This is a genomic window from Pseudomonas corrugata (genome assembly GCF_001269905.1).
Taxonomy (GTDB): Bacteria; Pseudomonadota; Gammaproteobacteria; order Pseudomonadales; family Pseudomonadaceae; genus Aquipseudomonas; species Aquipseudomonas corrugata.
In genome coordinates this window covers 228,101-251,078 of the sequence record NZ_LHVK01000009.1, presented here as the reverse complement: position 1 = coordinate 251,078, position 22,978 = coordinate 228,101, and the positions used below count along the sequence as shown (strand labels likewise).

Here is a 22,978-nt window from a genome sequence, read left to right as displayed (position 1 = left end):
GGAAGTTGCGTGCTGTTCATCTCGATCGGACTGTCGCAAGCACCCGTGGAGCCGACGAGCATGAGGGCGGGGCCGGGCGTCAATCAAAGATCACGCTTTGGCGCATTAATTGGCTAAAATGCCCGCCTTTTCACCCTGTCGCCGGAACCGCCGTGAGCAACGACCCTGATCGCCTATTCGCCCAACCCCTGGCCCAAGTGCCTGACTTCGCCTTCAACGAGGACGTAGTGCGGGTATTCCCGGACATGATCAAGCGCTCGGTGCCGGGCTACCCGACCATTGTCGAAAACCTCGGCGTGCTCGCCGCGCAATTCGCCCAGCCGGGCAGCGTGCTCTATGACCTGGGCTCCTCCCTCGGCGCGGTGACCCAGGCGCTGCGCCGCCATGTGCGTACCGACGGTTGCCGGGTGATCGCTGTGGATAACTCAGCGGCCATGGTCGAGCGCTGTCGCGAATACCTCAACGGCCAGGACTCGATGTTCCAGGAGTTGCTGCCGGTGGAGGTGATCGAGGGCGACATCCTGGCCCTGGAATTCCAGCCGGCCTCGGTAGTGGCGCTGAACTTCACCCTGCAGTTCATCGCACCGGATCAGCGCACGGCCTTGTTGAGCCGCATTCGCCAATCCCTGCTGCCCGGCGGCGCCCTGATCCTGTCAGAAAAGCTGCGCTTCAACGATGCGCAGGAACACGCGCTGCTCACTGACCTGCACGTGGCGTTCAAACGCGCCAACGGCTACAGCGAACTGGAGATTGCCCAGAAACGCAGCGCCATCGAAAACGTCATGAAGCCCGACAGCCTCGAAGAACACCGCGAACGCCTGTTGGCGGCCGGATTCTCGAAAGTCGTGCCGTGGTTCCAGTGTCTTAACTTCGCCTCGTTGATTGCCTTGCCATGATTGATCTGTCCCCCCTCGCCCGCCGCCTGGCCGGCACGCCCCTGGCCGATTGGGCCGCGACGCTGCAGGCGCAACTCGACACCAAAATGGAAAAGGGCCATGGCGACCTGGAACGCTGGCAGAGCGCCCTCGACGCCTTGCCGCTGCTGCAACCGAGCAAAATCGACCTGTTGAACGGGCTGACCCTCGACACCGATTGCAGCGACGAAACCCGCGCCCGGATGCGCACCGCACTGATGGGCCTGTCGCCGTGGCGCAAAGGGCCGTTCGACTTGTTCGGCGTGCACGTGGACACCGAATGGCGCTCGGACTGGAAGTGGTCGCGTGTGGCGCCGCACCTGGATCTCAAGGGCAAGCGCATCCTCGATGTAGGCTGCGGCAACGGTTACTACATGTGGCGGATGCTCGGCGCCGGGGCCGACACGGTGATCGGCGTCGACCCCAACTGGCTGTTCTTCTGCCAGTTCCAGGCAGTGCAGCGCTATCTGTCGCAGCCCAATGCCTGGCACCTGCCCTTCCCGTTCGAAGACCTGCCGCCAGACCTGGAGGGCTTTGACACAGTTTTTTCCATGGGCGTGTTCTACCACCGCCGCTCCCCAATCGAGCACTTGCTGGCCCTCAAGGACTGTCTGGTCAAGGGTGGTGAGCTGGTGCTGGAAACGTTGGTGATCGAGGGCGACGAGCACCAGGTGCTGGTGCCCGAGGACCGCTACGCGCAGATGCGCAACGTCTGGTTCCTGCCTTCGGTGCCGGCCCTGGAACGCTGGCTGCGCCGCGCTGGTTTCAGCGATGTGCGCTGCGTGGACGTGAGCCTCACCACCGTGGAAGAACAACGCAGCACGGAATGGATGAAATATCAGTCGCTGAGCGATTTTCTCGACCCCGACGACCACAGCAAGACCATCGAGGGCTTGCCGGCGCCGATGCGGGCGGTGATTGTGGCGCGTAAATAGATAGATCAAACAACCCCCATCCCTGTGGGAGCGAGCCTGCTTGCGATAGCGGTAAATCAGTCAAAAGTGTTGTTGACTGACACTCCGCTATCGCGAGCAGGCTCGCTCCCACAAAGGCGGGGGGGTGTTCAATCCTGGGACTTGGCCCTGCGCGCCTTGAAGAACTCGCTCAACACCGTGCTGCATTCCTCCGCCAATACCCCGCCCTCGAACATCACACGGTGGTTCAGGAACGCTTGGCTGAAAAACTGCCCCTGGCTCTGCACGATGCCGGCCTTGGGTTCCAACGCACCGTAGACGACCCGGGCGATGCGGGAGTGGACGATCAGACCGGCGCACATGCTGCACGGTTCGAGCGTCACATAGAGGGTGCTGCCAGGCAGGCGATAATTACTCACGGCCTGGGCGGCGGCGCGGATGGCGACCATCTCCGCGTGGGCGCTGGGATCGTGGCCGCTGATCGGGCAATTGAAGCCGCGCCCGATGATCTCGCCGTCCTGCACCAGCACCGCGCCCACCGGCACCTCGCCCAGGGCCGCCCCTTGCGCGGCCAGCGCCAGGGCTTCGCGCATGAAGTCCTGGTCGCGACTGCGGTCGATGATCCGGGCAGGACGAATCTGGCGCATCACGCGACCTCGATGGCGGCCATCAGGCCGGTTTCCATGTGGTCGATCACATGGCAATGGAACATCCACACACCCGGGTTATCCGCCACCAGCGCGACCTGTGCCCGCTCGTTCTTGCCCAGCAGGTAGGTGTCGGTGAAATACGGAATGACCTTGTGGCGGTTGGACGCGATCACCTTGAAGCTCATGCCGTGCAAGTGGATCGGATGCTGGTATTGGGTCATGTTCTTCAATTCGAAAATGTAGCTCTTGCCCTTTTTCAGCGTGGCAATCGGCCGGTCGGCGCAAGTCTTGTCGGTGATGTCCCAGGCCTTGCCGTTGATCTGCCACAGGCTGGGTGGCTTGCCGTTGTCGACATTGACCGACACCGAACCGACCCACTCGAAATTGAAGTTGAGTTTCTCGGCATTGGCCAGGTCCGGCTCGGCCACCGGGTTGGCCGGCAACGCGGGTGGCCATTGGGTCGGCGCATCGTTGTTGGGTACCGAACGCAGGGTGCCCAGGCGCACCGGGCCGTTGCGCAGCGACAACTCTTCTCCGGCCGCCGGTGCCTTGATTGCCAGGCAGATGCGCATGCCCGGACCGAGCCAGTACTCCTTGCCCAGCGGGCGCGGTTCGATAGGATTGCCGTCCAGGGCATAGATCTGGGCTTCGACCCCGGGAATATTGATCCGGTAGGTCAGGGTGTTGTCGAGGTTGAGCAGCCGCACCCGGGTGATCTGCCCGGCCGGCAGGTCGATCACCGCTCCCGCCACGCCGTTGATGGTCGCCAGTCTCCCGGCCGTCCCGCCACGGGCCGCCTCGCGAGGGATGCTGAACGCGACGAACTCACCCTGCTCATCCACGTGCCAACTCTTCAGGCTCAGGGTCTTTTCGTATTTGAAACCGGTGGGCTCGCGCTCTTCAATGATCAGCGGCCCCACCAATCCACGCCCCAGCTCTTCGCTGCTGTTGACGTGGGGGTGGTACCAATAACTGCCAGCGTCCGGCACACGGAACTTGTAATCGAAGTATTCCCCCGGCAGCACCGGCAGTTGCGAGACATACGGCACACCGTCCATCTCAAGCGGCAGGCGGATCCCGTGCCAGTGAATGGTGGTGGCGACCGGCAGGTGGTTGATAAAACGCACCCGCAACCATTCCCCCTGGCGCACCCGCAATTCGGTACCCGGCGCCGATGGCCCAAAGGCCCAGGCCTGGGTCTTGTGTCCGGCCACCAGCTCGACGTCCAGAGGCGCCGCAATCAATTCATAGTCGTGCCCGGCTTCGGCATCCGCCCGCTTGCCCAACCAATACCGCGATGCGCCTCCCGCGCCAACGCCCACGACAACAAGACCGGCCAGGCCACCGAGTATTTGGCGACGGGTAAACGACATGAAGGTAACCACCTATTGAATCCGCGGCGAACCGGAAGGTCCGCAAAAGGCGAATACGATACACCCGCAATTGAGAAATATTAAGTGAAGGATTGTCGCGTCATCCCCGCCAGATGCGATGAAGGCGCCTCACGGCGCCCCTCATCCCAGGTTGTCAGCCAACCAAAGCTTCCAAGTCCTTGAAAACCAATCCTGGTAAGCGTCGGCCTTCTTTCGCAACGTTGACCTGCAAGGCTGCTTGGGCCACGTCCAACACATTCCTGGTAAGCGAATAGCTGCCCTTGCTCTGCAGCCAGGTCAGAACGTCCGCCAAATGCCAGATAGACGCGCTGCCCTCGTGTACGGGCGTCGGGAAGCTGTTTGGGTGGGCCAACATCAACTTGCGCATGTTCTGCCGAGACACGCCGACGATCTCGGCTACGTCGGTTAGCCCAACCAGATCAGGGGCGACTTCAATCAGCCTGGCCGATGGCACCGCACGGCGCACGTCGCTCAAAGCGCTGAGCACAGCCTCAATCGCATCAGGAGCATCGCGCGTGAATTCGAGAGCCAACCGTCCCGGCTGTCCCATGCCTACCAGGGCATCGTCGCAGCCCGCTACCCCCAGCCGCTCCACCAGTTCATCCGAGGTACGGTCATCGTCAGCAAGCTGATATTTCAGGGTAAAGGTATATTCCATGTCTTACTCCTCAGCATCGTCATCAGCCTCGCAACGATTGCGATGGGTAGTGCAATTGTCCACGACGCGTCGTAATGCTCGCGCATGATTGCCAGGGTTTCTCGGCGTGCTCCATATCGGTGTGATACAGAACTCACCGCAACGACACTCCTCGTCGTTATACGGACAATAAGCCCGCCCCCATGCGTGACCACCACCGACCTCTATACGCCACCCCAACGCTTCGGCACGCCTGAGCGCTTCTTCGACTTCCTTTTTCGGATGCGAGGGACGAATCATCAGTGCTCTCCAGTATTCGCATGACCTGCCTGGTTGTCAAATGACAACCAGATCATTCCCTTGGATGATAGGCATTCTCGGCGCACCGATGAGGGCCGAATCGTAGCGAAAGGTGACGGTACCGGACGGCTTTCGCTGTCAGGTGCAGAAGAGCGCTGAGGAAAAACAGTACGGCCACTAAAAAGCCCTGGAGAGGTTATCCACAGGGCTTTTCAGGTACACCTCAACACATGGATCAACCCGCCAGTAAACGCGCCTTCTCGCCACGGGGAGTGAAGAACGCCAGCACCGCCGCGACCACGAACAGCGCAGGCACATCGCCGAGCAGGTGGCCATAATGGCTCATGCCGTCCATCCCGACACCAAAGGACTGCACGGCCATGATCGCGCCATGCACGACGCTCGACCAGACCGTGAACCAGATCAGGCTCAGGTGCTTCAGCGGATCCCGTGAAGCTCTCAGCAGGAACACGCCAAGGGTCGCGTAGAGGCCAACGATCATCAGCGGATAGTCGGAATGACCGCTGTGCCATGTCCAACCGGACGGCCATAGCAACATCAGCGGCCCGATCGCAAACACGGAGATCAGGCCCACCACGATCAAAACCATGCGCAGGGCAGCGAGTCTTTGGGTGTCGTTCATGACGGGCTCCTTATGGCGGCGGGACCGTCGCCGAAACTGGACGTGCGTCAGTATAGAGCGCGCCTCGGCTACGTGCCCGACCCCACCTCCAGCCGTCTTGACGGCTCAGGATGGCAAACCGGTGATCAGGTGTACCACGCCGTTGTCCAGCGGCAACACCCCTGCCACTCCTGCGGCCTTCAACCCCGACCGGTCTATCCGGGCAACATCCCGCAACTCCACCCGCAGTCGCGTCAATGCCACGGCCTGATGGCGCTTGAGATTATCCGCGCCACCCAGCGCGGCGACGATAGCCGGCGCGACGCCATCAACCGATGCCGCCGGCTGGGGCTCATCCGGCACCAGGTCCGGGGTCAGGGCCTTCCAGAATGTCCGCTGCAGTTTGTCAAACATGTTCAATGCTCCATGACCAGTCTGGCCGGGTCGATCGTGGATGAATGCATGCGCAGGATACCGCGCACCTGTTCGGCGCTTTCCCGACCAAGGGCTTGTTGGGCAAGCCTGCGGCAGTCGCCCAGGTCCCATTCACGCACACACGCCTTTATTGTTGGAATCAACGGCACGCTGACCGATAGTTCGTCCACACCAAGCCCCAGCAACACCGGCACCGCCAAGGGTTCCGAGGCGAGCGCGCCACACACCCCGACCCATTTGCCCTGGGCATGCGCGGCATCGACGGTACGAGCGATCAGTCGCAATACCGAGGGATGCAGGCTGTCGGCCTGGCTGGCCAGGCGCGGATGGTCTCGGTCCATAGCCATGGTGTACTGGGTCAGGTCGTTGGTGCCGATGGAAAAGAAATCCACTTCGGGAGCAAACAGATCAGCCATCAGGGCCGCCGCCGGGACCTCGATCATGATCCCCAGCTTCGGCTGCTCTTTCAGGCCAAGGCCGCCAACCTCCTCCTCCAGTATCCGCCGCGCCAGGCGCAACTCCGACAATTGGGTGACCATGGGCAGCATGATGTGCAGGCGCGCCATTCCGGAGCAGGCGAGTATCGCCCGGAACTGCTCGCGCAACAGTTGTGGTCGCTCCAGGCACAAGCGAATGCCGCGCATTCCCAGGAACGGATTGTCTTCGCGCTCCATGGGTACGTAGGCCAACGGCTTGTCTCCACCCACATCCAGGGTCCGCACCACCAGGTTGCGCTCCGGGCCCAGTGCCTGGGCGACGGCGCTGTACAGCGCTGCCTGCTCGTCATGCCCCGGCGGCTGCAAGCGATCCAGATAAAGCAGTTCGGAGCGCAGCAGCCCCACCCCTTCACCTCCCAGGGTCATGGCCTGCTCCACGTCCCGTAGCGAACCGACATTAGCGCTGATTTCGACTCGGTGACCATCAATGGTGCGGGCCGGCAGGGCCGCCTGTTCGATGTCTCGCTGGCGGCGCTGATGCTGCCCGTCACGCAGGACCCGGAATTGCTCGATCCGGGCCTGATCAGGATTCAAATGCAATTCGCCGCTGTCGGCATCCAGCAACACTTGGGTGCCATTGGCGATGGCCAGCACCTGTCCATGCATGCCACACAACGACGGCAAGCCCAGCGCTCGGGCAAGGATTGCCACATGGCTGGTAGCTCCCCCATCGACCGTGACAAAACCGGCTATTCGCGAGGTATCCAGGCTGGCGGTCTGGGAGGGTGTCAGTTGCTCGGCCACCAGAATCGCACGCTCGGGCAATGTCCAGGCGCCTTCCTGCACCCCCAGGATCAATTTGAGCACCCGCTGCCCTACATCGGCCAGGTCCATTGCCCGTTCGACCAGCAAAGCGCTACCCAACTGCTGGAACAGTTCGGCAGTTGCCTGCGTAGCGGCGTTCCAGGCGAATGCCGCGCTCTTGCCCTCAAGGACCAGGGTTTGGGCGTGCTCCAGCAGGGTGGGATCCTCCAGCAATGCTTCATGAGCGCGAAAAATCTGCGCCTGGACACTGCCCGTCGCTTCGCCCTGCAAGGTCCTCAACGCTTCAGCCGCCTGGCCCAGCGCCTGGTCCAGGGCCGCTTGTTCAGCCTGAATGCCGAGGCCCGCCTCGTCGATGTCCAACACCTGCGAGGCGACTTGAACCACCTCGCCAAACGCCAAACCGGGCGAAGCGCAGACACCTCGCAGCCGATCCGACATCGACGGTTCGGCAACATGGGACGACACCGGCGCCGACGGCACGCCAACCGTTTCACCGCACCCCGACAGCAACAGCTGTTCCAATGCGTCGATGGCTTGCCCGGCCTGAGGGCCAGTGGCGCTGATCTGCACGCTGTCGCCCTTGACCGTTTGCAGCGCCATGACCGCCACCACGGACTTGGCATTGGCGCCGGCCTGCTGCCGATGCAGGCAGATGTCTGCGTCGAATCCCTTGGCCGCCTCGGCGAACACCGCGGCAGGGCGAGCATGCAAGCCACATTCGTTGGGCACGATCAATGGCCTGGAAAACAGCGCCGAGCCCTGCCGTGCATCGTCGACAGGTCCCGACTGGCCCAGGCTTACCCGCAACAGCGGGTCGCCGCTCTCGATGCAAGCAGCCTGGTCTGCCAGCACACTGAAGGGCTCGCCGCTGACCACCAGCACCAAGGTCAACAGGCTGCGCGCATGCAGGGCAATGTAGTCGGCATCAAAATCAATCAGCGGCTGCCCGGCCTCGACACGTTGACCCGCTTCCACCCGGGGGGTAAAGCCCTTGCCTGCCAGGTTCACCGTGTCCAGGCCAATGTGCATCAGTACCTGAACGCCGTTGTCACCGGTGACACTCACCGCATGGCCACTGCCCTGGAGCGTGCCGATGACACCGGCCAACGGTGCGCAAAGGGTCTGGGAAGTCGGGTCGATGCAAATCCCGTCTCCCACTACACGGCTGGAGAAAACCGGATCCGGCACATTGTCCAGAGGCATCAGGACCCCGGACAACGGCGCGAGCAATTGCAAAGGTTGCGTTGTGTTCATGACTTCACCTGCTGCTGTCTATTCTTGCGGGCATCACGGCGATAAAAGGATCCGCCGACACGCGCTACATGGATCATTTCCACCAGTACTCGATCTGCACGCCCACGTTGGAGCCATGTCGCGCGCGGTCAAATGCGCCGGTGTCGGACAATGCCGACCCCGCCGCCAATTGGTTGGCCGCACGCTGGGCCGCTTCGTTCCAACTGGCGTAGGTGTAATAAAGCCGTATCTCCGGTCGGGCCCAGAACTCCGGCCCCTTGGGCGACCAGGTGGGTGCAAAGGTAAACTTGCTCAGCTTGCGCGTGCCGTCGCTCGCCTGCACTTGGTCATGGCCCAGTTCAGCCACCAGCTTGAACTGGTCAGTGATGGCATAGGCCGGGCGAACCCCCAGCGATACCCAGTCCTGGCCGCCGCCATCGCGGCGGATATCCTTCTGATAAACCGCCTGCGCCTGCCCACCGAAACGCGGCGTGACCTGCCAATCGAAGAATTCAACCAGACGATAGCTCTTGTTGCTGTCATCCAGGCCCGTATCGCCGGTATACCCCAGCCCGGTGCCGGGCCCCTCGCCATATTGCAACGCCAGCTTGTTCTTGCCACCCACAAAGGCCTGCTGCACATGCTGGGCGGTCAGCGCCCAGCCGCGATGGGCATCACGACGGGCCGCCTGGTCGATGAAGCTCAAGCCCAGTTCCAACTCGCCGCCGGGGTTGGTCTTGAAACCAGCCACGTTGAAATCATGTCGATTGACCGGATCCTTCTGATACAGGTTGTCCTTGCGCGAGAAGGCATAGCTGTATTTCAGCCCGCCAATGAGTACGTCCTCGATCCCGCCTCCGGTGGCGCTCTGGTTCCAGTAGTAAAAATCGGAAATATGAATGTCGTTACGTTTGTAGTAGCGCCGACCGGCCCAAAGCGACCCTCCGTTCAGACTGGGCATGTTCGACCACTGGGCATACATCTGCGGCATCCGCGCTGCGCCGTTGTCACCCTGGAAAGTCGGCGTACGGTCGTAATGGTTGTATAGCGATGCCATGCCGTCCACGCTCAACACCGAACCGTCATCGAGGGTGAGAAGGTCCTGGCGCAGTTCCAGTTCGCCATATTGCTCACATTCATTGCCCAATCGGTACTTGCTCTGTGCCCCGGGCAACTGGAAACAGGATTGCGATCGACCATTGGTTGCACTGCCGACGCCACTGCGCAAGTAGCCGGAAAACTCCAGCGCCTGGGCCGGGAATGGCAATGCCAGGCAGATACAGGACACCGCAAGGCCCCGATTTATTGTTGTTCTCATATGCCGCTCCTTGTTTTTTATTTTTGTAATGCGCTGCCCCCCCTTTGCCAGCCAACGAATGGACGATAAAGGGCCACACGGTGCGTCGAGCGCAACGTGATCGCTGTCAGGCGATGCCTGGGTCAGAACGGGCTTTGATTCAATCGCTCAGGTGCAGTACGAACGACTCGTAGGGCCGCAGGCGCACCCGTCGATCACGGTGCCCCCGGTCGTAGTTACCGATCACCCATCGTTGCTTCATGTCGGGGGTGATAATCCCGTCGGGCAACTCAACCTCGCAGTCACCGCCATGGAAATGATTGACGACCAGCAAACGCTCCCCCTGCCCCTCCCGCAGGTAGGCCCACACAAGAGGATGTTCGGGCAGCAACAGGCGGTAGACGCCCTCCTGGATCAAGGCTTCGCTACGGCGCAGGGCTATCAGCTGGCGGTAAAAATGCAGCACTGATGTCGGATCTTGCAGTTGATGTTCGACGTTGATGACGGCAGCGTTGGCCGGTACGCCGATCCAGGGCTCGGCCTGGCTGAAACCCGCGTTCGGTCCGGCAGTCCACTGCATCGGTGTACGCCCGTTGTCCCGCGACTTCTGCATGATCGCCGCCATGGCGTCGGCTTCGGACACCCCGGCGTTACGCTGGAGACGAAAGATGTTCAAGGTCTCGACGTCGCGGTACTGGTCGATGTGATCAAAGCCCGGATTGGTCATCCCCAGCTCTTCGCCCTGATACACGAAGGGCGTGCCTTGGAGGAAGTGCAACGCGGTGGCCAGCATTTTCGCCGAAGCCACCCGGTGCTCACCGTCATTTCCGAAGCGCGAGACCACCCGCGGCTGGTCGTGATTACACCAGAACAGCGCGTTCCAACCGCCACCGACCTGCATGCCGGTCTGCCAGTCGGACAAGATGCGTTTGAGCTGGAAGAAATCGAAGTCGGCTCGCACCCATTTCTGCAGATTCGGATAATCCACCTTCAGATGATGGAAATTGAAGGTCATCGACAACTCGCGCGAGTCCGGGCACGAATAGCGAATGCAGTGCTCGAGACTGGTGGACGACATCTCGCCAACGTTGATCAGGTCGAAACCTTCAAAGACCTCCTGGTGCATTTGCTGCAGGTAACGATGTACGTTCGGGCCATCGGTATAGAAACGCCGACCATCGGTGTGGTCATCAGGAAAATCAGTCGGCTTGGAAATCAGGTTGATGACATCGAGGCGAAAGCCCCCCACGCCCTTGTCCCGCCAGAAGCGCATCATCTTGAACACTTCGGCACGCACCTGAGGGTTATCCCAGTTCAGGTCGGCCTGGGTGTGATCGAACAGGTGCAGGTAATACTGGCCGGTCTGCGCCTCGTATTCCCAGGCCGAGCCGCCGAACTTGGATTCCCAGCTGTTCGGCTGGTCGCGCCAGATGTAGAAATCGCGGTACGGGTTGTCGAGGCTGCTGCGGGCGGCCTGAAACCAGGGATGCTCGATGGACGTGTGATTGACCACGATATCAAGCATCAACTTGATACCGCGTCTGCCGGCCTCGGCGATCAACAGCTCACAGTCAGCCATCGTGCCGTAGCTGGGGTCGATGGCGTAGTAGTCGCTGATGTCATAGCCGTTATCGCGCTGTGGCGAACGCAGGAACGGCGTCAGCCACAGGTAATCCACCCCGAGCCAGTGCAGATAATCGAGCTTGTCCACGACCCCCAGCAAATCACCGGTCGCCTGACCGCCGTGGCTGTAGAAACTCTTCGGATAAATCTGGTAGATCACCGAGCGTTGCCAGTCTTGCATGACGCGATTCCTTCAGTGCGGGCCCATGGCCCATCGTGGACAAGCCGGGTGTCAGGCGACGCGATAGCCGGGGCGGACGATCTTCATGCTCAACCCGCAGGTCAGCGCAAAGGGCACGGTCATGGCGATGACCATGCCGATCACGAACATCGGTATATAGTCGGGAACGATGGAAATGAAACCCGGCAGACCACCCACGCCGATGGCCGAAGCCTTGATCTTGTTCAGCGACAGGAAGATGCAGCCCAGGGCCGAGCCCGCCAGGGCGCAGTAGAAGGGAAACTTGTAGCGTAGGTTGACGCCGAACATCGCCGGTTCCGTGATGCCGAAATAGGCGGAAATCGCCGAGGTAGAGGCCATGCTCTTGTCCCGGGCATTGCGGGTCATGTAGAACACCGCCAGCGCCGCGCTACCCTGGGCAAGGTTGGACATGACGATCATCGGCCAGATGAAGGTCCCGCCCTGGGTCGAGATCAGTTGGAGATCCACCGCCAGGAACATGTGATGCATGCCGGTGACCACCAGCGGCGCGTACAACAGGCCGAAGATAGCCCCGCCAATCACCGGCGCGAGATCGAACAACGCCACCATGCCTTCGGTGATCAGGATTCCCAGGTGCCGGGTGACCGGGCCAATGATCGCCAGCGCCAGCACGCCAGTGACGACGATGGTGGTGATCGGCACGACCAGCAACTGGATGGCGTTGGGCACCCTGGCACGCAACCATTGCTCGATCACGCTCATGACATAGGCCGCCAACAGGATCGGCAGGATCTGTCCCTGGTAACCGACTTTTTCGATTCGGAACCAACCGAAGATATCGAAGTACGGCAGGCTCTGGCCATCCAGCCCCGCCACGGCCTTGCCGTAGTTCCAGGCATTGAGCAGATCCGGGTGGACCAGCATCAGCCCGAGCACGATACCCAGGATCTCACTGCCGCCAAAACGCTTGGCCGCCGACCAGCCCACCAACGCCGGAAGAAAAACGAAAGAGGTGTTGGCCATCAGGTTGATCAGGCTCCAGACACCGTCCAGGTTCGGGTATGCGTCGAGCAACGTCTGGTCGGCAATGAACATGCCCTTGGCGCCCAGCAGGTTGTTGACGCCCATCAACAGGCCGGCGATTACCAGCGCGGGCAGGATCGGCATGAACACATCGGAAAGGACCCGCACCAGACGCTGCATGCCATTGCCTTTCTGTGCGCCCTTGCGCTTGACGTCGGCGATGGTCGCGGCCGCCAGGCCGGTCAACTCGCGCAAGGCGGCATAGACCTTTTCCACTTCGCCCGGCCCGATGACCACCTGGAACAGTCCGCCAGTGAAAAACGAGCCCTTGACCAGGTCGACCTGGTTCAGTGTTGCACTGTCCACCTGTGATGCATCCTTGAGGGATAGCCGCAGGCGCGTCACGCAATGGGCTGCCTGCTCGATGTTGCCGACGCCGCCGAGGCTTTGCAGCAGCTCGCTGGCGATTCTGGGGTAATCGTGGCTCATGCTTTTTTCTTCCGCGTCGTTTTTGTTATTGGGAGTCGACAACACACGGAAGGAAAAATACTCGTCTGTACGAGTTAAAGCAACAACTCGTACAGACGAGTTGTAGTTTTTTATTGCAGCATTCCACTATCATCGCGAAACGCCCTACGCTCCTTGCTTCAAAAACCACAGTGGATTGGACAAGCCCCCCACTTCCCCCTTAAGGTTCCGCCCCCGGTGTACCGCGCGTTACAGAGCCATTTCCATGAGTAAATACAACCGGATCTACAGCGACCTGCTCGCCAGCATCACCACCGAACGCTTGGAGCGTGGCGCCCGCCTGCCTTCCGAAACCGAATTGATGGACAGCTACCAAGCCAGTCGAGGCACCGTGCGCAAGGCGATCGAACAGCTTCAGGAGCGCGGTTTCGCCCAGAAGATCCATGGCAAGGGCACCTTTGTACTGTCAACCTCCCCTATCGAATTCCAGCTCGGCGGCATTGTCAGCTTCCAGGAGACGTACCCGCGCCTGGGCGATGACGTCCGCACTGAAGTGGTCGAGTTCAGCCAACTGCCGCTGGAAGGTGCATTGCTCGAACACATCAAGGCCCCCGCCGGCAGCCAGGTGACGCGCATCAAGCGCGTGCGAAGAATCGACGGCAAACGGGTGATCCTGGACATCAACCATTTCGTCAGCGACGTGATCCCCGACCTGACCCGCGAGATCGCCGAGCGATCGATCTATGCCTACATCGAACAGACCCTGCAACTGCAGATCGCCTATGCCCAGCGCACCATCGAAGCCGTCCGGTGCAGCAATGACGACCAGCAACACCTCGACCTCGACGGCCAAAGCCATGTCATCGTGGTCAGCAACCAGACCTTTCTCCAGGACGGCCGGCAGTTCGAATACACCGAATCGCGGCATACCCTCGACAAGTTCTATTTCTCGGATGTGGCGCGGCGCTGAAATGAAAAAAAACCGTGTAAATGTAGGTTCACACGGTTTTTTTGTTTACTGACCCAAATGAACAATTGGGGACAGTATTTGCGCCTGACAAGGAGTAACGCCGTTCGATACGGACTTGATCCGATCCCAGTTCCTCTGGCATCTAAAGTCCGGGGAAGGCTATCCAAACAGCCTCAGCGTCCAGCGGGCTTTTCGGGGCGATGTTGATCGATCACAGCATCATCAGCTTCCCCCGCTGCCCTCTCTTTGGACAAGACGATTTTCAGGTACTCAAAAATGATGCGGCATGCCTGATCTTGTCAGCTAATGGTTACGATCGAACAAAAACAATTAGAAAATAAAGGATGCGCAAAAAAACGATTATTTACCAACGAACCCGAGTTCGTCGGAGTTCGGGAAGCGAAGGGCCTGTACAAGCGCTCTTCCCTCCCCGACTACTGAATCGACCTTGCGTCGATTCCGGGACAGTAGGAGATGGTATCTCCTAGGGACGTTCCGTCACTCCCACTCAATCGTCGCCGGCGGCTTGCTCGACACGTCGTAAGTGACGCGGGAGATGCCGTCGATTTCGTTGATGATGCGGCCGGAAACGGTTTCCAGCAACTCGTACGGCAGGTGTGCCCAGCGAGCGGTCATGAAGTCGATGGTTTCCACCGCACGCAGGGCCACGACCCAGGCGTAGCGACGGCCATCGCCGACCACGCCGACGGATTTCACCGGTTGGAACACCACGAACGCCTGGCTGACCTTGTGGTACCAGTCGGCCTTGCGCAGTTCTTCGATGAAGATGTGGTCGGCGCGACGCAGCAGGTCGGCGTATTCCTTCTTCACTTCACCGAGGATCCGCACGCCCAGGCCCGGGCCTGGGAATGGGTGGCGGTAGACCATATCGTAAGGCAGGCCCAGTTCCAGGCCGAGGCGACGGACCTCGTCCTTGAACAGCTCGCGCAGCGGCTCGACCAGCTTGAGGTTCATTTCTTCCGGCAGGCCACCGACATTGTGGTGAGACTTGATCACGTGGGCCTTGCCACTCTTGGCGCCGGCCGACTCGATCACGTCGGGATAGATGGTGCCCTGGGCCAGGTACTTGATGTTGTCGAGCTTGCAGGATTCGGCATCGAACACGTCGATGAAGGTACGACCGATGATCTTGCGCTTCTTCTCCGGGTCGGACTCGCCGGCCAGGTTGGTCAGGAACTGCTCTTCGGCGTTGGCGCGGATCACCTTGACGCCCATGTTCTCGGCGAACATGGCCATCACTTGCTCGCCTTCGTGCAGGCGCAGCAAGCCGTTGTCGACGAAGACGCAGGTCAGTTGATCACCAATGGCCTTGTGCAGCAGCGCAGCGACCACCGACGAGTCGACGCCGCCGGACAAGCCCAGCAGCACGTTGTCGGTACCGACCTGGGCGCGCACCTGGGCGATGGCGTCTTCAGCGATTTTCGACGGTGTCCACAGAGCTTCGCACTCGCAGATGTCGAGGATGAAGCGCGACAGGATGCGGCCGCCCTGCTTGGTGTGGGTCACTTCCGGGTGGAACTGCACGCCGTAGTAACGACGCTCGTCGCTGAACATGCCGGCAATCGGGCAGCTCGGGGTGCTGGCGAGGATGTGGAAGTCTTCCGGCATCTTGGTGACCTTGTCACCGTGGCTCATCCACACGTCCAGGCCGAACAGGCCATCGGCGTCGACATGGTCTTCGATGCCATCCAGCAGGCGGCTCTTGCCGACCACGTCAACACGGGCATAACCGAACTCACGCAGGTCGGAGCCTTCCACCTTGCCGCCGAGCTGCTCGGCCATGGTCTGCATGCCGTAGCAGATGCCGAAGACCGGTACGCCCAGGTCGAACACCGCTTGCGGGCAGCGCGGGCTGTCGGCTTCGTGCACGGACTCGGGACCGCCGGCGAGGATGACGCCTTTGGGAGCGAACTCGCGAATCGCTTCGTCATCCATGTCGAACGGGTGCAATTCGCAGTACACGCCGATTTCACGCACGCGGCGGGCAATCAGCTGGGTGTACTGGGAACCGAAGTCGAGGATCAGGATGCGGTGAGCGTGAATGTCGAGGGCCATGACTCATTCTCATGTAGTGAATCAGAAACAACTCGGGGCTGAATGAACAGCCCCGGTGATTAACGTTTTGCTGGAAGCCTTAACCTACGCGGTAGTTCGGCGCTTCCTTGGTGATCTGTACGTCGTGGACATGGGACTCGGCCATGCCAGCGCCGGTGATGCGCACGAACTCCGGCTTGGTGCGCATCTCTTCGATGTTGGCGCTGCCGGTGTAGCCCATCGAGGAACGCAGGCCACCCATCAGCTGATGGATGATCGCGGTCAGGGTGCCTTTGTACGGCACACGACCTTCGATGCCTTCCGGTACCAGCTTCTCGGCACCCGCGGAGGAGTCCTGGAAGTAGCGGTCGGAAGAGCCCTGGGCCTGGGACATGGCGCCCAGCGAACCCATGCCACGGTAAGCCTTGTAGCTACGCCCCTGGAACAGTTCGATCTCGCCCGGTGCTTCTTCGGTACCGGCGAACATCGAGCCCATCATCACGGCAGAAGCACCGGCCACGATGGCCTTGGACAGGTCACCGGAGAAACGGATGCCGCCGTCGGCGATCAACGGTACGCCAGTGCCTTCAAGGGCGGCGGCGACGTTGGCGATGGCGCTGATCTGCGGCACGCCGACACCGGCGACGATCCGGGTGGTGCAGATCGAGCCAGGGCCGATACCGACCTTGACCGCGTCGGCGCCAGCTTCGGCCAGGGCCTTGGCGGCAGCGCCGGTGGCGATGTTGCCGCCAATCACCTGCACTTCAGGGAAGTTCTGCTTGACCCAGCGAACGCGGTCGATCACGCCCTTGGAATGGCCGTGGGCGGTGTCGACCACCACCACGTCGACGCCGGCATTGACCAGCGCGGCGACGCGATCACCGGTGTCCTTGCCGGTACCGACCGCGGCACCGACGCGCAGACGACCCTGGTCGTCCTTGCTGGCCAGCGGGTAGGCCTTGGCTTTTTCGATGTCGTTGACGGTCATCATGCCCTTGAGGGCGAATTTGTCGTCGACGATCAGCACGCGCTCGATGCGGTGCTTGTGCAGCAATTCGCGGACTTCGTCCTTGCTGGTGCCTTCCTTGACGGTGACCAGGCGCTCTTTAGGCGTCATCACTTGACGGACGGTGGCATCCAGGCGGTTCTCGAAACGCACGTCGCGGGAGGTGACGATGCCGACCAGGTCGCCATCGTGCAGCACCGGAACGCCGGAGATGTTGTGCATGCGGGTCAGTTCGAACAGATCGCGCACCGTGGCATCGGCCTCGATGGTGATCGGGTCCTTGACCACGCCAGCCTCGAACCGCTTGACCTTGCGCACTTCGGCGGCCTGCTGTTCGATGGTCATGTTCTTGTGGATGATACCGATACCGCCTTCCTGGGCCATGGCAATGGCCAGACGGGCTTCGGTCACGGTGTCCATGGCAGCGGAAACCAACGGGATATTCAGTTCGATGCCACGGGTAAGACGGGTTTTGAGGCTGACTTCGTTAGGCAGCACCTCGGAATAACCAGGCACTAGGAGAATGTCGTCGAAGGTCAGAGCTTCTTGGCTGATACGCAGCATCGCGGGGGCTCCCGAGCGGGAAAAATGGAAGCGCGCCATTATACTCATGCACACCGTCTGGCTCAATGTAAAACTCTGCCTATTATTGGCGGGGTGATTGACGGGGCTGATCGCTCCACTGCGGCGGTACACCGCCCCCCTGTGGCGAGGGGATTTATCCCCGCTGGACTGCGCAGCAGTCCCAAGGTGGTCGACTCATATGCCTGATGTACCGCACAGCCTGGGTTTAGGGCCGCTTCGCGCCCCAGCGGGGATAAATCCCCTCGCCACAAAAGCAGTCTCCAGTGTGCCTACCTACAACTCCACCTGCACCCAACTCACTGGCTGATCCAGCCAATCGGCGAATTCGTCGAGGAAGTCCTGCTTGAACCCCGCCTCCAGCCAGTTGTTGAAGATGAACCCCAGGTTGGAGAAGCCGCAGGGCTGCAGGAACAGGAAGCCGTTGATGTCATCTTCATGCCTGCATTCGGGGCAGGTGAAGTTGTCGGTACGGTTAGGCATCCAGTCCTCCAGGCTTTCGAACAGCGCCTCGCCGATTTCCCGGCGGCATTCTGCGCAACCCGCTTCCTCGAGAAAGCCCTTGGCCGGGGTATAGATGCAGCGCTTGGTGATGATCTCCAGGCCGTTGACCGGCTCGTCGAACGGCAAGGCATCGGGACGCAGGACCACGGCGCGGGCGCCAGGGGCGATGGCGTGGGCCATGCGATTGCCGGTGCGCCCACAGGTGGTCAACTGTTCCTCGACAATGTTCTTGCGCACCAGCCAGCGCACGATCGCCCGGGCCCGAGGCTCATGGACCGGCAAGGTGGAAATTTTCGGGACGATGATGCTTTGGGAGTTCATGGCAAGGCCTGGCGTTTCTTTGTGAGAGCAAGCTTTGCTCCACAGGATAAAAATGGAGGCCGGCAGCTTAATCCCTGGCCAAACAAGGTCAAGGACTCAGGCAGCGCCCGATCAGCGCGAGGCCGCTGGCAGGCACCAGTCAGGTCACTTGCCACAGGGTTCCATGCGGTCATTGTGAGCCCGCTCGCGATGAAAGCAACCCGGTCCAATTGTTTCTACACATGGAGATTAAGCGGCAAATGCCCTTATCATGCCGCCCATGATTAAAGATCCCTTTGCCCGCCTGGGCCTGGACCGCGAGGTCCTGACTGTCAGCCAGCTCAACGGCCGCGCGCGAGTGTTGCTCGAGGACGTGTTCAGCAACATCTGGGTCGAGGGCGAAATCTCCAACCTCGCCCGCCCCGCCTCCGGCCACGTGTATTTCACCCTCAAGGACAGCGGCGCCCAGGTGCGTTGCGCACTGTTCCGGCAGAACGCCGCGCGGGTGCGCCAGGCCTTGAAGGACGGATTGGCGGTCAAGGTACGCGGCAAGGTTTCGCTGTTCGAGGGCCGTGGCGATTATCAACTGATTCTCGACACCGTGGAGCCGGCCGGCGATGGCGCCCTGCGCCTGGCCTTCGATGCCCTGAAGGAAAAACTCAGCGCCGAAGGCCTGTTCAGCGCCGAGCGCAAGGTGCCTCTGCCCGCGCACCCGCAACGTATCGGCATCATCAGTTCGCCCACCGGCGCGGTGATCCGCGACATCATCAGCGTGTTCCGTCGCCGTGCGCCGCAAGTTGCCCTGACACTGATCCCTACCGCCGTGCAGGGCCGCGAAGCCACCGCGCAGATCGTCCGCGCCCTGAAGCTGGCGGACGCCCGGGGTTTCGATGCGCTGATCCTGGCCCGAGGCGGCGGTTCCCTGGAAGACCTATGGTGTTTCAACGAAGAAGCCGTGGCCCGGGCCGTGGATGCCTGCGTGACGCCGATCGTCAGCGCCGTCGGCCATGAAACCGACGTTTCCATCAGCGATTTCGTCGCCGACGTGCGCGCCCCGACCCCGTCCGCCGCAGCAGAACTGCTGGCGCCGGACGCGAGCGATCTGGTACGCCGGGTCGAAAGCCTGCATCGGCGGTTGGTGATGCGTATGCGTGACCGTCTGATGCGCGACCAACTGCGCCTCGAAGGCCTGACCCGACGACTGCGTCACCCCGGCGAACGCCTGCGCCAACAGGCCCAGCGCCTGGACGATCTGGACATGCGCCTGCGCCGGGCCTTCGAACGCAGCCTCAATACCCGTCACGAGCGTCTGATCCGCCTGGAAACGCGCCTGGCCGGACAACATCCAGGCCGCCACCTGGCGCTGCTGCGCCAGCGCCTTGACAGCCTGGCCGAACGCCTGCCTCGGGCCATGCGCGAAGGCTTGAAAGCGCGACGCGTGCAATTGCACAACCAGATGCAAACGCTGCACATCGTCAGCCCCCTGGCGACCCTCGGCCGCGGCTACAGCATTCTGCTGGATGAACGCGGTCATGCGATCCGCAGTGCCGAACAGACCCGGACCGGCCAGCGCCTGACGGCCCGACTCGGCGAAGGCGAGCTGCTGGTACGAGTCGAAGACAATCACCTGACACCGGTCACCCTTTCTCTACTGGATTGATCCATGCCGCGACTTCTAGCTCCCCTGCTTTTGCTGTGCCTGACTCTCAACGCCCACGCCGACAGTTACATCACCCGCCTGCTGAACAAACCGGTTCCGGGTGGCGTGGCCGTGGTCGACCTGGGCAGCGCGGCCAAGGCGCCGAAAGCCACTTACCAAGGCAAGCCGGTGCTCGTGGTCAAGGAACAGAACAACTGGCTGGCTATTGTCGGCATCCCGCTGACCGTCCAGCCGGGCACCCAGCAGATCAGCAGCGGCGGCGGCACCCAGCCGTTCGTGGTCGGCTATAAAAAGTACCCCGAGCAGCGCATCACCCTGAAGAACAAACGCCAGGTCAACCCGAACCCCGCGGACCTCAAGCGCATCAACGCCGAGCTGGCCGTGCAGTTGAAGGCCTACCGCAGCTTCAGCCCGAACATCCCCAGTAACCTGCTGTTGGACAAACCGGTCAGCGGTCCGCTGTCGAGCCGGTTTGGCGTACGTCGATTCTTCAACGGCGAAGAACGCAACCCCCACGCCGGCCTGGACTTCGCCGTGCCCGCCGGCACGCCGATCAAGACGCCGGCGGCCGGCAAGGTGATCCTCACCGGCAATTACTTCTTCAACGGCAACACCGTGTTCGTCGACCATGGCCAGGGCTTCATCAGCATGTTCTGCCACATGTCGAAGATCGACGTGAAGGTCGGCCAGCAACTGGCCCGGGGCGCGGTGGTGGGCAAGGTTGGCTCTACAGGTCGAGCAACCGGACCGCACATGCATTGGAACATCAGCCTGAACGATGCGCGGGTGGATCCGGCGATTTTCATCGGGGCGTTCGAGCCCTGAGTTTTTTGTGGTGAGCCTACTGGCCTCATCGCGAGCGAGCTCGGCTCCCACAGGTACTGCGCCATTTCGAAAGCGTCGAATATCCTGTGGGAGCCGAGCTTGCTCGCGATGAGGCCGGCACATGCACCCCTGTTCCAGAGATTGCCAAGCGACAAACTTCAACGCAATAAACCGACAATCCCCACAAAATATCGCAATAAAATCTCGAAAACCTTCGATAAAGCAGAACTTATCTCAATTTTTTCCGACTGCTTGCGATCCTCCCCCCACCCGGTTAGGGTTGAGGGCATGAAAACCTCTCACACCCTCATTCAGCTTCGCCAGCACCGCAGCCTGTGCCTCGTCAGCGCACGACTGCCGGGCTGAATCGCGGCACCCCGTCCAGGCTGCAGAGCCACCCCCGTTCGAACCACCGGCAGGCCGCCTTTTTCCGGCCAAGACAATAAGGATTCCGCCCATGAGCATGCTCAAAGACCCGTCTTCCAAATACCGCGCCTTCCCGACCATCAACCTGCCGGATCGTACCTGGCCGTCGAAGACCATCACCGCCGCGCCGATCTGGTGCAGCTCCGACCTGCGCGATGGCAACCAGTCGCTGATCGAGCCGATGGACGCGGTCAAGAAACTGCGCTTCTGGAAAACCCTGGTCGCCGTGGGCGTCAAGGAAATCGAAGCGTCGTTCCCGGCCGCCTCGCAGACTGACTTCGACTTCGTGCGCACCCTCATCGAAGAAGGCCACATCCCGGACGACACCACCATCCAGGTGCTGACCCAGGCCCGTGAAGACCTGATCGCCCGCACCTTCGAATCCCTGCGCGGCGCGAAGAAAGCCATTGTCCACCTGTACAACGCCACCTGCCCGTCGTTCCGCCGCATCGTGTTCAATCAGGACAAGGAAGGCGTGAAGGAAATCGCAGTGAATGCGGCCAAGCTGTTCGTCAAATACGCCGCCCAACAGCCGGAAACCCAGTGGCAGTTCGAATACTCGCCAGAGACGTTCAGCGCCACTGAGCTGGAGTTCGCCAAGGAGGTCTGTGACGCGGTGATCGAAGTCTGGAACCCGACACCCGAGCACAAGGTGATCCTCAACCTGCCCGCCACCGTGGAAGTCGCCACCCCGAACGTCTACGCGGACCAGATCGAGTGGTTCCACCGCAACATCACCCGTCGTGACAGCGTGCTCATCAGCCTGCACACCCACAACGACCGTGGTACCGGCGTAGCCGCCACCGAGCTGGGCCTCATGGCCGGCGCCGACCGTGTCGAAGGCTGCCTGTTCGGTAACGGCGAGCGCACCGGCAACGTCGACCTGGTGACCGTGGCGCTGAACCTCTACACCCAGGGCATCCACCCTGAGCTGGATTTCTCCGACATCGACGGCGTGCGCAAAGTGGTCGAAGAGTGCAACCAGATTCCGGTGCACCCGCGCCACCCCTATGTCGGCGACCTGGTTCACACCGCGTTCTCCGGCTCGCACCAGGATGCCATTCGCAAGGGCTTTGCCCAGCAGAAATCCGACACGCTGTGGGAAGTGCCATACCTGCCGATCGACCCGGCCGACATCGGTCGCAGCTACGAAGCAGTGATTCGCGTCAACAGCCAGTCGGGCAAGGGCGGCATCGCCTACCTGCTGGAACAGGAGTACGGCATCAGCCTGCCGCGTCGCATGCAGATCGAATTCAGCCAGGTGGTTCAGCGCGAGACCGACCGTCTCGGCCTCGAGATGACCGCCCAGCAGATCCACAGCCTGCTGCAGCGCGAATACCTGCAAGCCAACACCCCGTACGCGCTGGTCAGCCATCGCCTGCAGGAAGAGAACGGCAACAGCGCCGTGGAAGTGGAAGTCGCCAGCAAGGGCCAGGGCGAAACCAACCTGCACTGGCGCGGCAAGGGCAACGGCGCGCTGGAGGCACTGGTGGCCGGCCTGCCGATCCCCGTGGAGATCATGGACTACAACGAACACGCCATCGGCGCCGGCACCAACGCCAAGGCCGCGGCGTACATCGAACTGCGGGTCAACGGTGAACGTGCGGTGCACGGCGTGGGCATCGATGAAAACATCACCACCGCCAGCTTCAAGGCTCTGTTCAGCGCACTGAACCGCTCGCTGAGCCAGCCTGAGGCCAAGGCGGCCTGATTCG

Annotated in this window: 19 protein-coding genes; 6 read left to right on the top strand and 13 right to left on the bottom strand. The window is 61.5% G+C overall.

Going from position 1 to position 22,978, the window contains the following annotated elements; translation table 11 throughout:
* The first annotated feature begins 152 nt into the window (after positions 1 to 152).
* Positions 153 to 896 carry a carboxy-S-adenosyl-L-methionine synthase CmoA gene (cmoA, locus tag AD665_RS15160; RefSeq protein WP_024778935.1) on the top strand — a complete coding sequence of 248 codons (744 nt, stop codon included), beginning with the start codon at positions 153 to 155 and terminating at the stop codon, positions 894 to 896.
* On the top strand, positions 893 to 1,849 hold the full coding sequence (gene cmoB, locus AD665_RS15155) for a tRNA 5-methoxyuridine(34)/uridine 5-oxyacetic acid(34) synthase CmoB (protein WP_053192668.1): 957 nt from the start codon (positions 893 to 895) through the stop codon (positions 1,847 to 1,849). Before cmoA ends, cmoB begins: the two co-directional genes overlap by 4 nt.
* A 128-nt stretch (positions 1,850 to 1,977) precedes the next feature.
* On the opposite strand, the gene tadA is transcribed toward cmoB, so the two are convergent.
* The 10 genes from tadA to treP all read right to left on the bottom strand — a co-directional run bounded on the left by tadA (position 1,978) and on the right by treP (position 12,956).
* Positions 1,978 to 2,475, bottom strand: a complete 498-nt coding sequence (gene tadA, locus AD665_RS15150) for a tRNA adenosine(34) deaminase TadA (RefSeq protein WP_024778933.1) — start codon at positions 2,473 to 2,475, stop codon at positions 1,978 to 1,980.
* Complete coding sequence (locus tag AD665_RS15145) at positions 2,475 to 3,851, bottom strand: multicopper oxidase family protein (protein ID WP_053192666.1); 1,377 nt, start codon at positions 3,849 to 3,851, stop codon at positions 2,475 to 2,477. The genes tadA and AD665_RS15145 overlap by 1 nt, the downstream gene beginning before the upstream one ends.
* A gap of 154 nt (positions 3,852 to 4,005) precedes the next feature.
* Positions 4,006 to 4,530, bottom strand: a complete 525-nt coding sequence (locus tag AD665_RS15140; protein ID WP_053192664.1) for a helix-turn-helix transcriptional regulator — start codon at positions 4,528 to 4,530, stop codon at positions 4,006 to 4,008.
* Between the two features lie 3 nt (positions 4,531 to 4,533).
* Positions 4,534 to 4,809: a hypothetical protein gene (locus AD665_RS27865; protein ID WP_080996592.1), complete on the bottom strand. Its 276-nt coding sequence runs from the start codon at positions 4,807 to 4,809 to the stop codon at positions 4,534 to 4,536.
* Positions 4,810 to 5,044: 235 nt separating this feature from the next.
* Positions 5,045 to 5,452: a DUF6632 domain-containing protein gene (locus AD665_RS15135; protein WP_024778930.1), complete on the bottom strand. Its 408-nt coding sequence runs from the start codon at positions 5,450 to 5,452 to the stop codon at positions 5,045 to 5,047.
* Between the two features lie 105 nt (positions 5,453 to 5,557).
* Positions 5,558 to 5,845, bottom strand: coding sequence for a PTS sugar transporter subunit IIB (locus AD665_RS15130; RefSeq protein WP_024778929.1), 288 nt, complete (start codon positions 5,843 to 5,845; stop codon positions 5,558 to 5,560).
* 2 nt (positions 5,846 to 5,847) lie between these two features.
* Positions 5,848 to 8,382 (bottom strand): phosphoenolpyruvate--protein phosphotransferase, encoded by a 2,535-nt coding sequence (gene ptsP / locus AD665_RS15125; protein WP_053192663.1) that lies wholly within the window; start codon positions 8,380 to 8,382, stop codon positions 5,848 to 5,850.
* A gap of 73 nt (positions 8,383 to 8,455) precedes the next feature.
* Positions 8,456 to 9,679 (bottom strand): maltoporin, encoded by a 1,224-nt coding sequence (locus tag AD665_RS15120; RefSeq protein ID WP_053192660.1) that lies wholly within the window; start codon positions 9,677 to 9,679, stop codon positions 8,456 to 8,458.
* 139 nt (positions 9,680 to 9,818) lie between these two features.
* Entirely contained in the window at positions 9,819 to 11,462 is a 1,644-nt protein-coding gene (treC, locus tag AD665_RS15115) for an alpha,alpha-phosphotrehalase (protein WP_053192659.1), read from the bottom strand.
* 51 nt (positions 11,463 to 11,513) lie between these two features.
* Positions 11,514 to 12,956, bottom strand: coding sequence for a PTS system trehalose-specific EIIBC component (gene treP, locus AD665_RS15110; protein WP_053192657.1), 1,443 nt, complete (start codon positions 12,954 to 12,956; stop codon positions 11,514 to 11,516).
* 244 nt (positions 12,957 to 13,200) lie between these two features.
* Here treP and treR point away from each other — a divergent pair, with 244 nt between their 5' ends.
* The gene (gene treR, locus AD665_RS15105; RefSeq protein ID WP_024778924.1) at positions 13,201 to 13,905 is read left to right on the top strand and encodes a trehalose operon repressor; all 705 of its coding nucleotides are present in this window, start codon (positions 13,201 to 13,203) and stop codon (positions 13,903 to 13,905) included.
* Between the two features lie 498 nt (positions 13,906 to 14,403).
* Here treR and guaA read toward each other — a convergent pair whose 3' ends face one another.
* From guaA to AD665_RS15090, 3 genes are all read right to left on the bottom strand, one after another.
* On the bottom strand, positions 14,404 to 15,981 hold the full coding sequence (gene guaA / locus AD665_RS15100; RefSeq protein WP_053192656.1) for a glutamine-hydrolyzing GMP synthase: 1,578 nt from the start codon (positions 15,979 to 15,981) through the stop codon (positions 14,404 to 14,406).
* 79 nt (positions 15,982 to 16,060) lie between these two features.
* A complete protein-coding gene (gene guaB / locus AD665_RS15095; RefSeq protein ID WP_024777063.1) occupies positions 16,061 to 17,530 on the bottom strand; it encodes an IMP dehydrogenase in 1,470 nt (489 codons plus the stop codon).
* Positions 17,531 to 17,824: 294 nt separating this feature from the next.
* A complete protein-coding gene (locus AD665_RS15090) occupies positions 17,825 to 18,373 on the bottom strand; it encodes a hypothetical protein (protein WP_053192654.1) in 549 nt (182 codons plus the stop codon).
* A gap of 259 nt (positions 18,374 to 18,632) precedes the next feature.
* Between AD665_RS15090 and xseA the strand changes: the two genes are divergently transcribed.
* The 3 genes from xseA (at position 18,633) to leuA (ending at position 22,974) form a co-directional block, all read left to right on the top strand.
* Positions 18,633 to 20,012, top strand: a complete 1,380-nt coding sequence (xseA, locus tag AD665_RS15085) for an exodeoxyribonuclease VII large subunit (protein WP_053192652.1) — start codon at positions 18,633 to 18,635, stop codon at positions 20,010 to 20,012.
* Between the two features lie 3 nt (positions 20,013 to 20,015).
* Entirely contained in the window at positions 20,016 to 20,837 is an 822-nt protein-coding gene (locus AD665_RS15080) for a M23 family metallopeptidase (protein WP_024777060.1), read from the top strand.
* A 457-nt stretch (positions 20,838 to 21,294) separates the two neighbouring features.
* A complete protein-coding gene (gene leuA, locus AD665_RS15075) occupies positions 21,295 to 22,974 on the top strand; it encodes a 2-isopropylmalate synthase (protein WP_053192650.1) in 1,680 nt (559 codons plus the stop codon).
* The last annotated feature ends 4 nt before the right edge of the window (positions 22,975 to 22,978 follow it).

What these genes read in the sequence shown, in the direction of transcription:
- cmoB (WP_053192668.1), top strand. Translation starts at nt 893, where the DNA reads ATGATTGATCTGTCCCCCCTCGCCCGCCGCCTGGCCGGCACGCCCCTG.
- tadA (WP_024778933.1), bottom strand. Translation starts at nt 2,475, where the DNA reads ATGCGCCAGATTCGTCCTGCCCGGATCATCGACCGCAGTCGCGACCAG.
- AD665_RS15145 (WP_053192666.1), bottom strand. Translation starts at nt 3,851, where the DNA reads ATGTCGTTTACCCGTCGCCAAATACTCGGTGGCCTGGCCGGTCTTGTT.
- AD665_RS15140 (WP_053192664.1), bottom strand. Translation starts at nt 4,530, where the DNA reads ATGGAATATACCTTTACCCTGAAATATCAGCTTGCTGACGATGACCGT.
- AD665_RS27865 (WP_080996592.1), bottom strand. Translation starts at nt 4,809, where the DNA reads ATGATTCGTCCCTCGCATCCGAAAAAGGAAGTCGAAGAAGCGCTCAGG.
- AD665_RS15135 (WP_024778930.1), bottom strand. Translation starts at nt 5,452, where the DNA reads ATGAACGACACCCAAAGACTCGCTGCCCTGCGCATGGTTTTGATCGTG.
- AD665_RS15130 (WP_024778929.1), bottom strand. Translation starts at nt 5,845, where the DNA reads ATGTTTGACAAACTGCAGCGGACATTCTGGAAGGCCCTGACCCCGGAC.
- ptsP (WP_053192663.1), bottom strand. Translation starts at nt 8,382, where the DNA reads ATGAACACAACGCAACCTTTGCAATTGCTCGCGCCGTTGTCCGGGGTC.
- AD665_RS15120 (WP_053192660.1), bottom strand. Translation starts at nt 9,679, where the DNA reads ATGAGAACAACAATAAATCGGGGCCTTGCGGTGTCCTGTATCTGCCTG.
- treC (WP_053192659.1), bottom strand. Translation starts at nt 11,462, where the DNA reads ATGCAAGACTGGCAACGCTCGGTGATCTACCAGATTTATCCGAAGAGT.
- treP (WP_053192657.1), bottom strand. Translation starts at nt 12,956, where the DNA reads ATGAGCCACGATTACCCCAGAATCGCCAGCGAGCTGCTGCAAAGCCTC.
- treR (WP_024778924.1), top strand. Translation starts at nt 13,201, where the DNA reads ATGAGTAAATACAACCGGATCTACAGCGACCTGCTCGCCAGCATCACC.
- guaA (WP_053192656.1), bottom strand. Translation starts at nt 15,981, where the DNA reads ATGGCCCTCGACATTCACGCTCACCGCATCCTGATCCTCGACTTCGGT.
- guaB (WP_024777063.1), bottom strand. Translation starts at nt 17,530, where the DNA reads ATGCTGCGTATCAGCCAAGAAGCTCTGACCTTCGACGACATTCTCCTA.
- AD665_RS15090 (WP_053192654.1), bottom strand. Translation starts at nt 18,373, where the DNA reads ATGAACTCCCAAAGCATCATCGTCCCGAAAATTTCCACCTTGCCGGTC.
- xseA (WP_053192652.1), top strand. Translation starts at nt 18,633, where the DNA reads ATGATTAAAGATCCCTTTGCCCGCCTGGGCCTGGACCGCGAGGTCCTG.
- AD665_RS15080 (WP_024777060.1), top strand. Translation starts at nt 20,016, where the DNA reads ATGCCGCGACTTCTAGCTCCCCTGCTTTTGCTGTGCCTGACTCTCAAC.
- leuA (WP_053192650.1), top strand. Translation starts at nt 21,295, where the DNA reads ATGAGCATGCTCAAAGACCCGTCTTCCAAATACCGCGCCTTCCCGACC.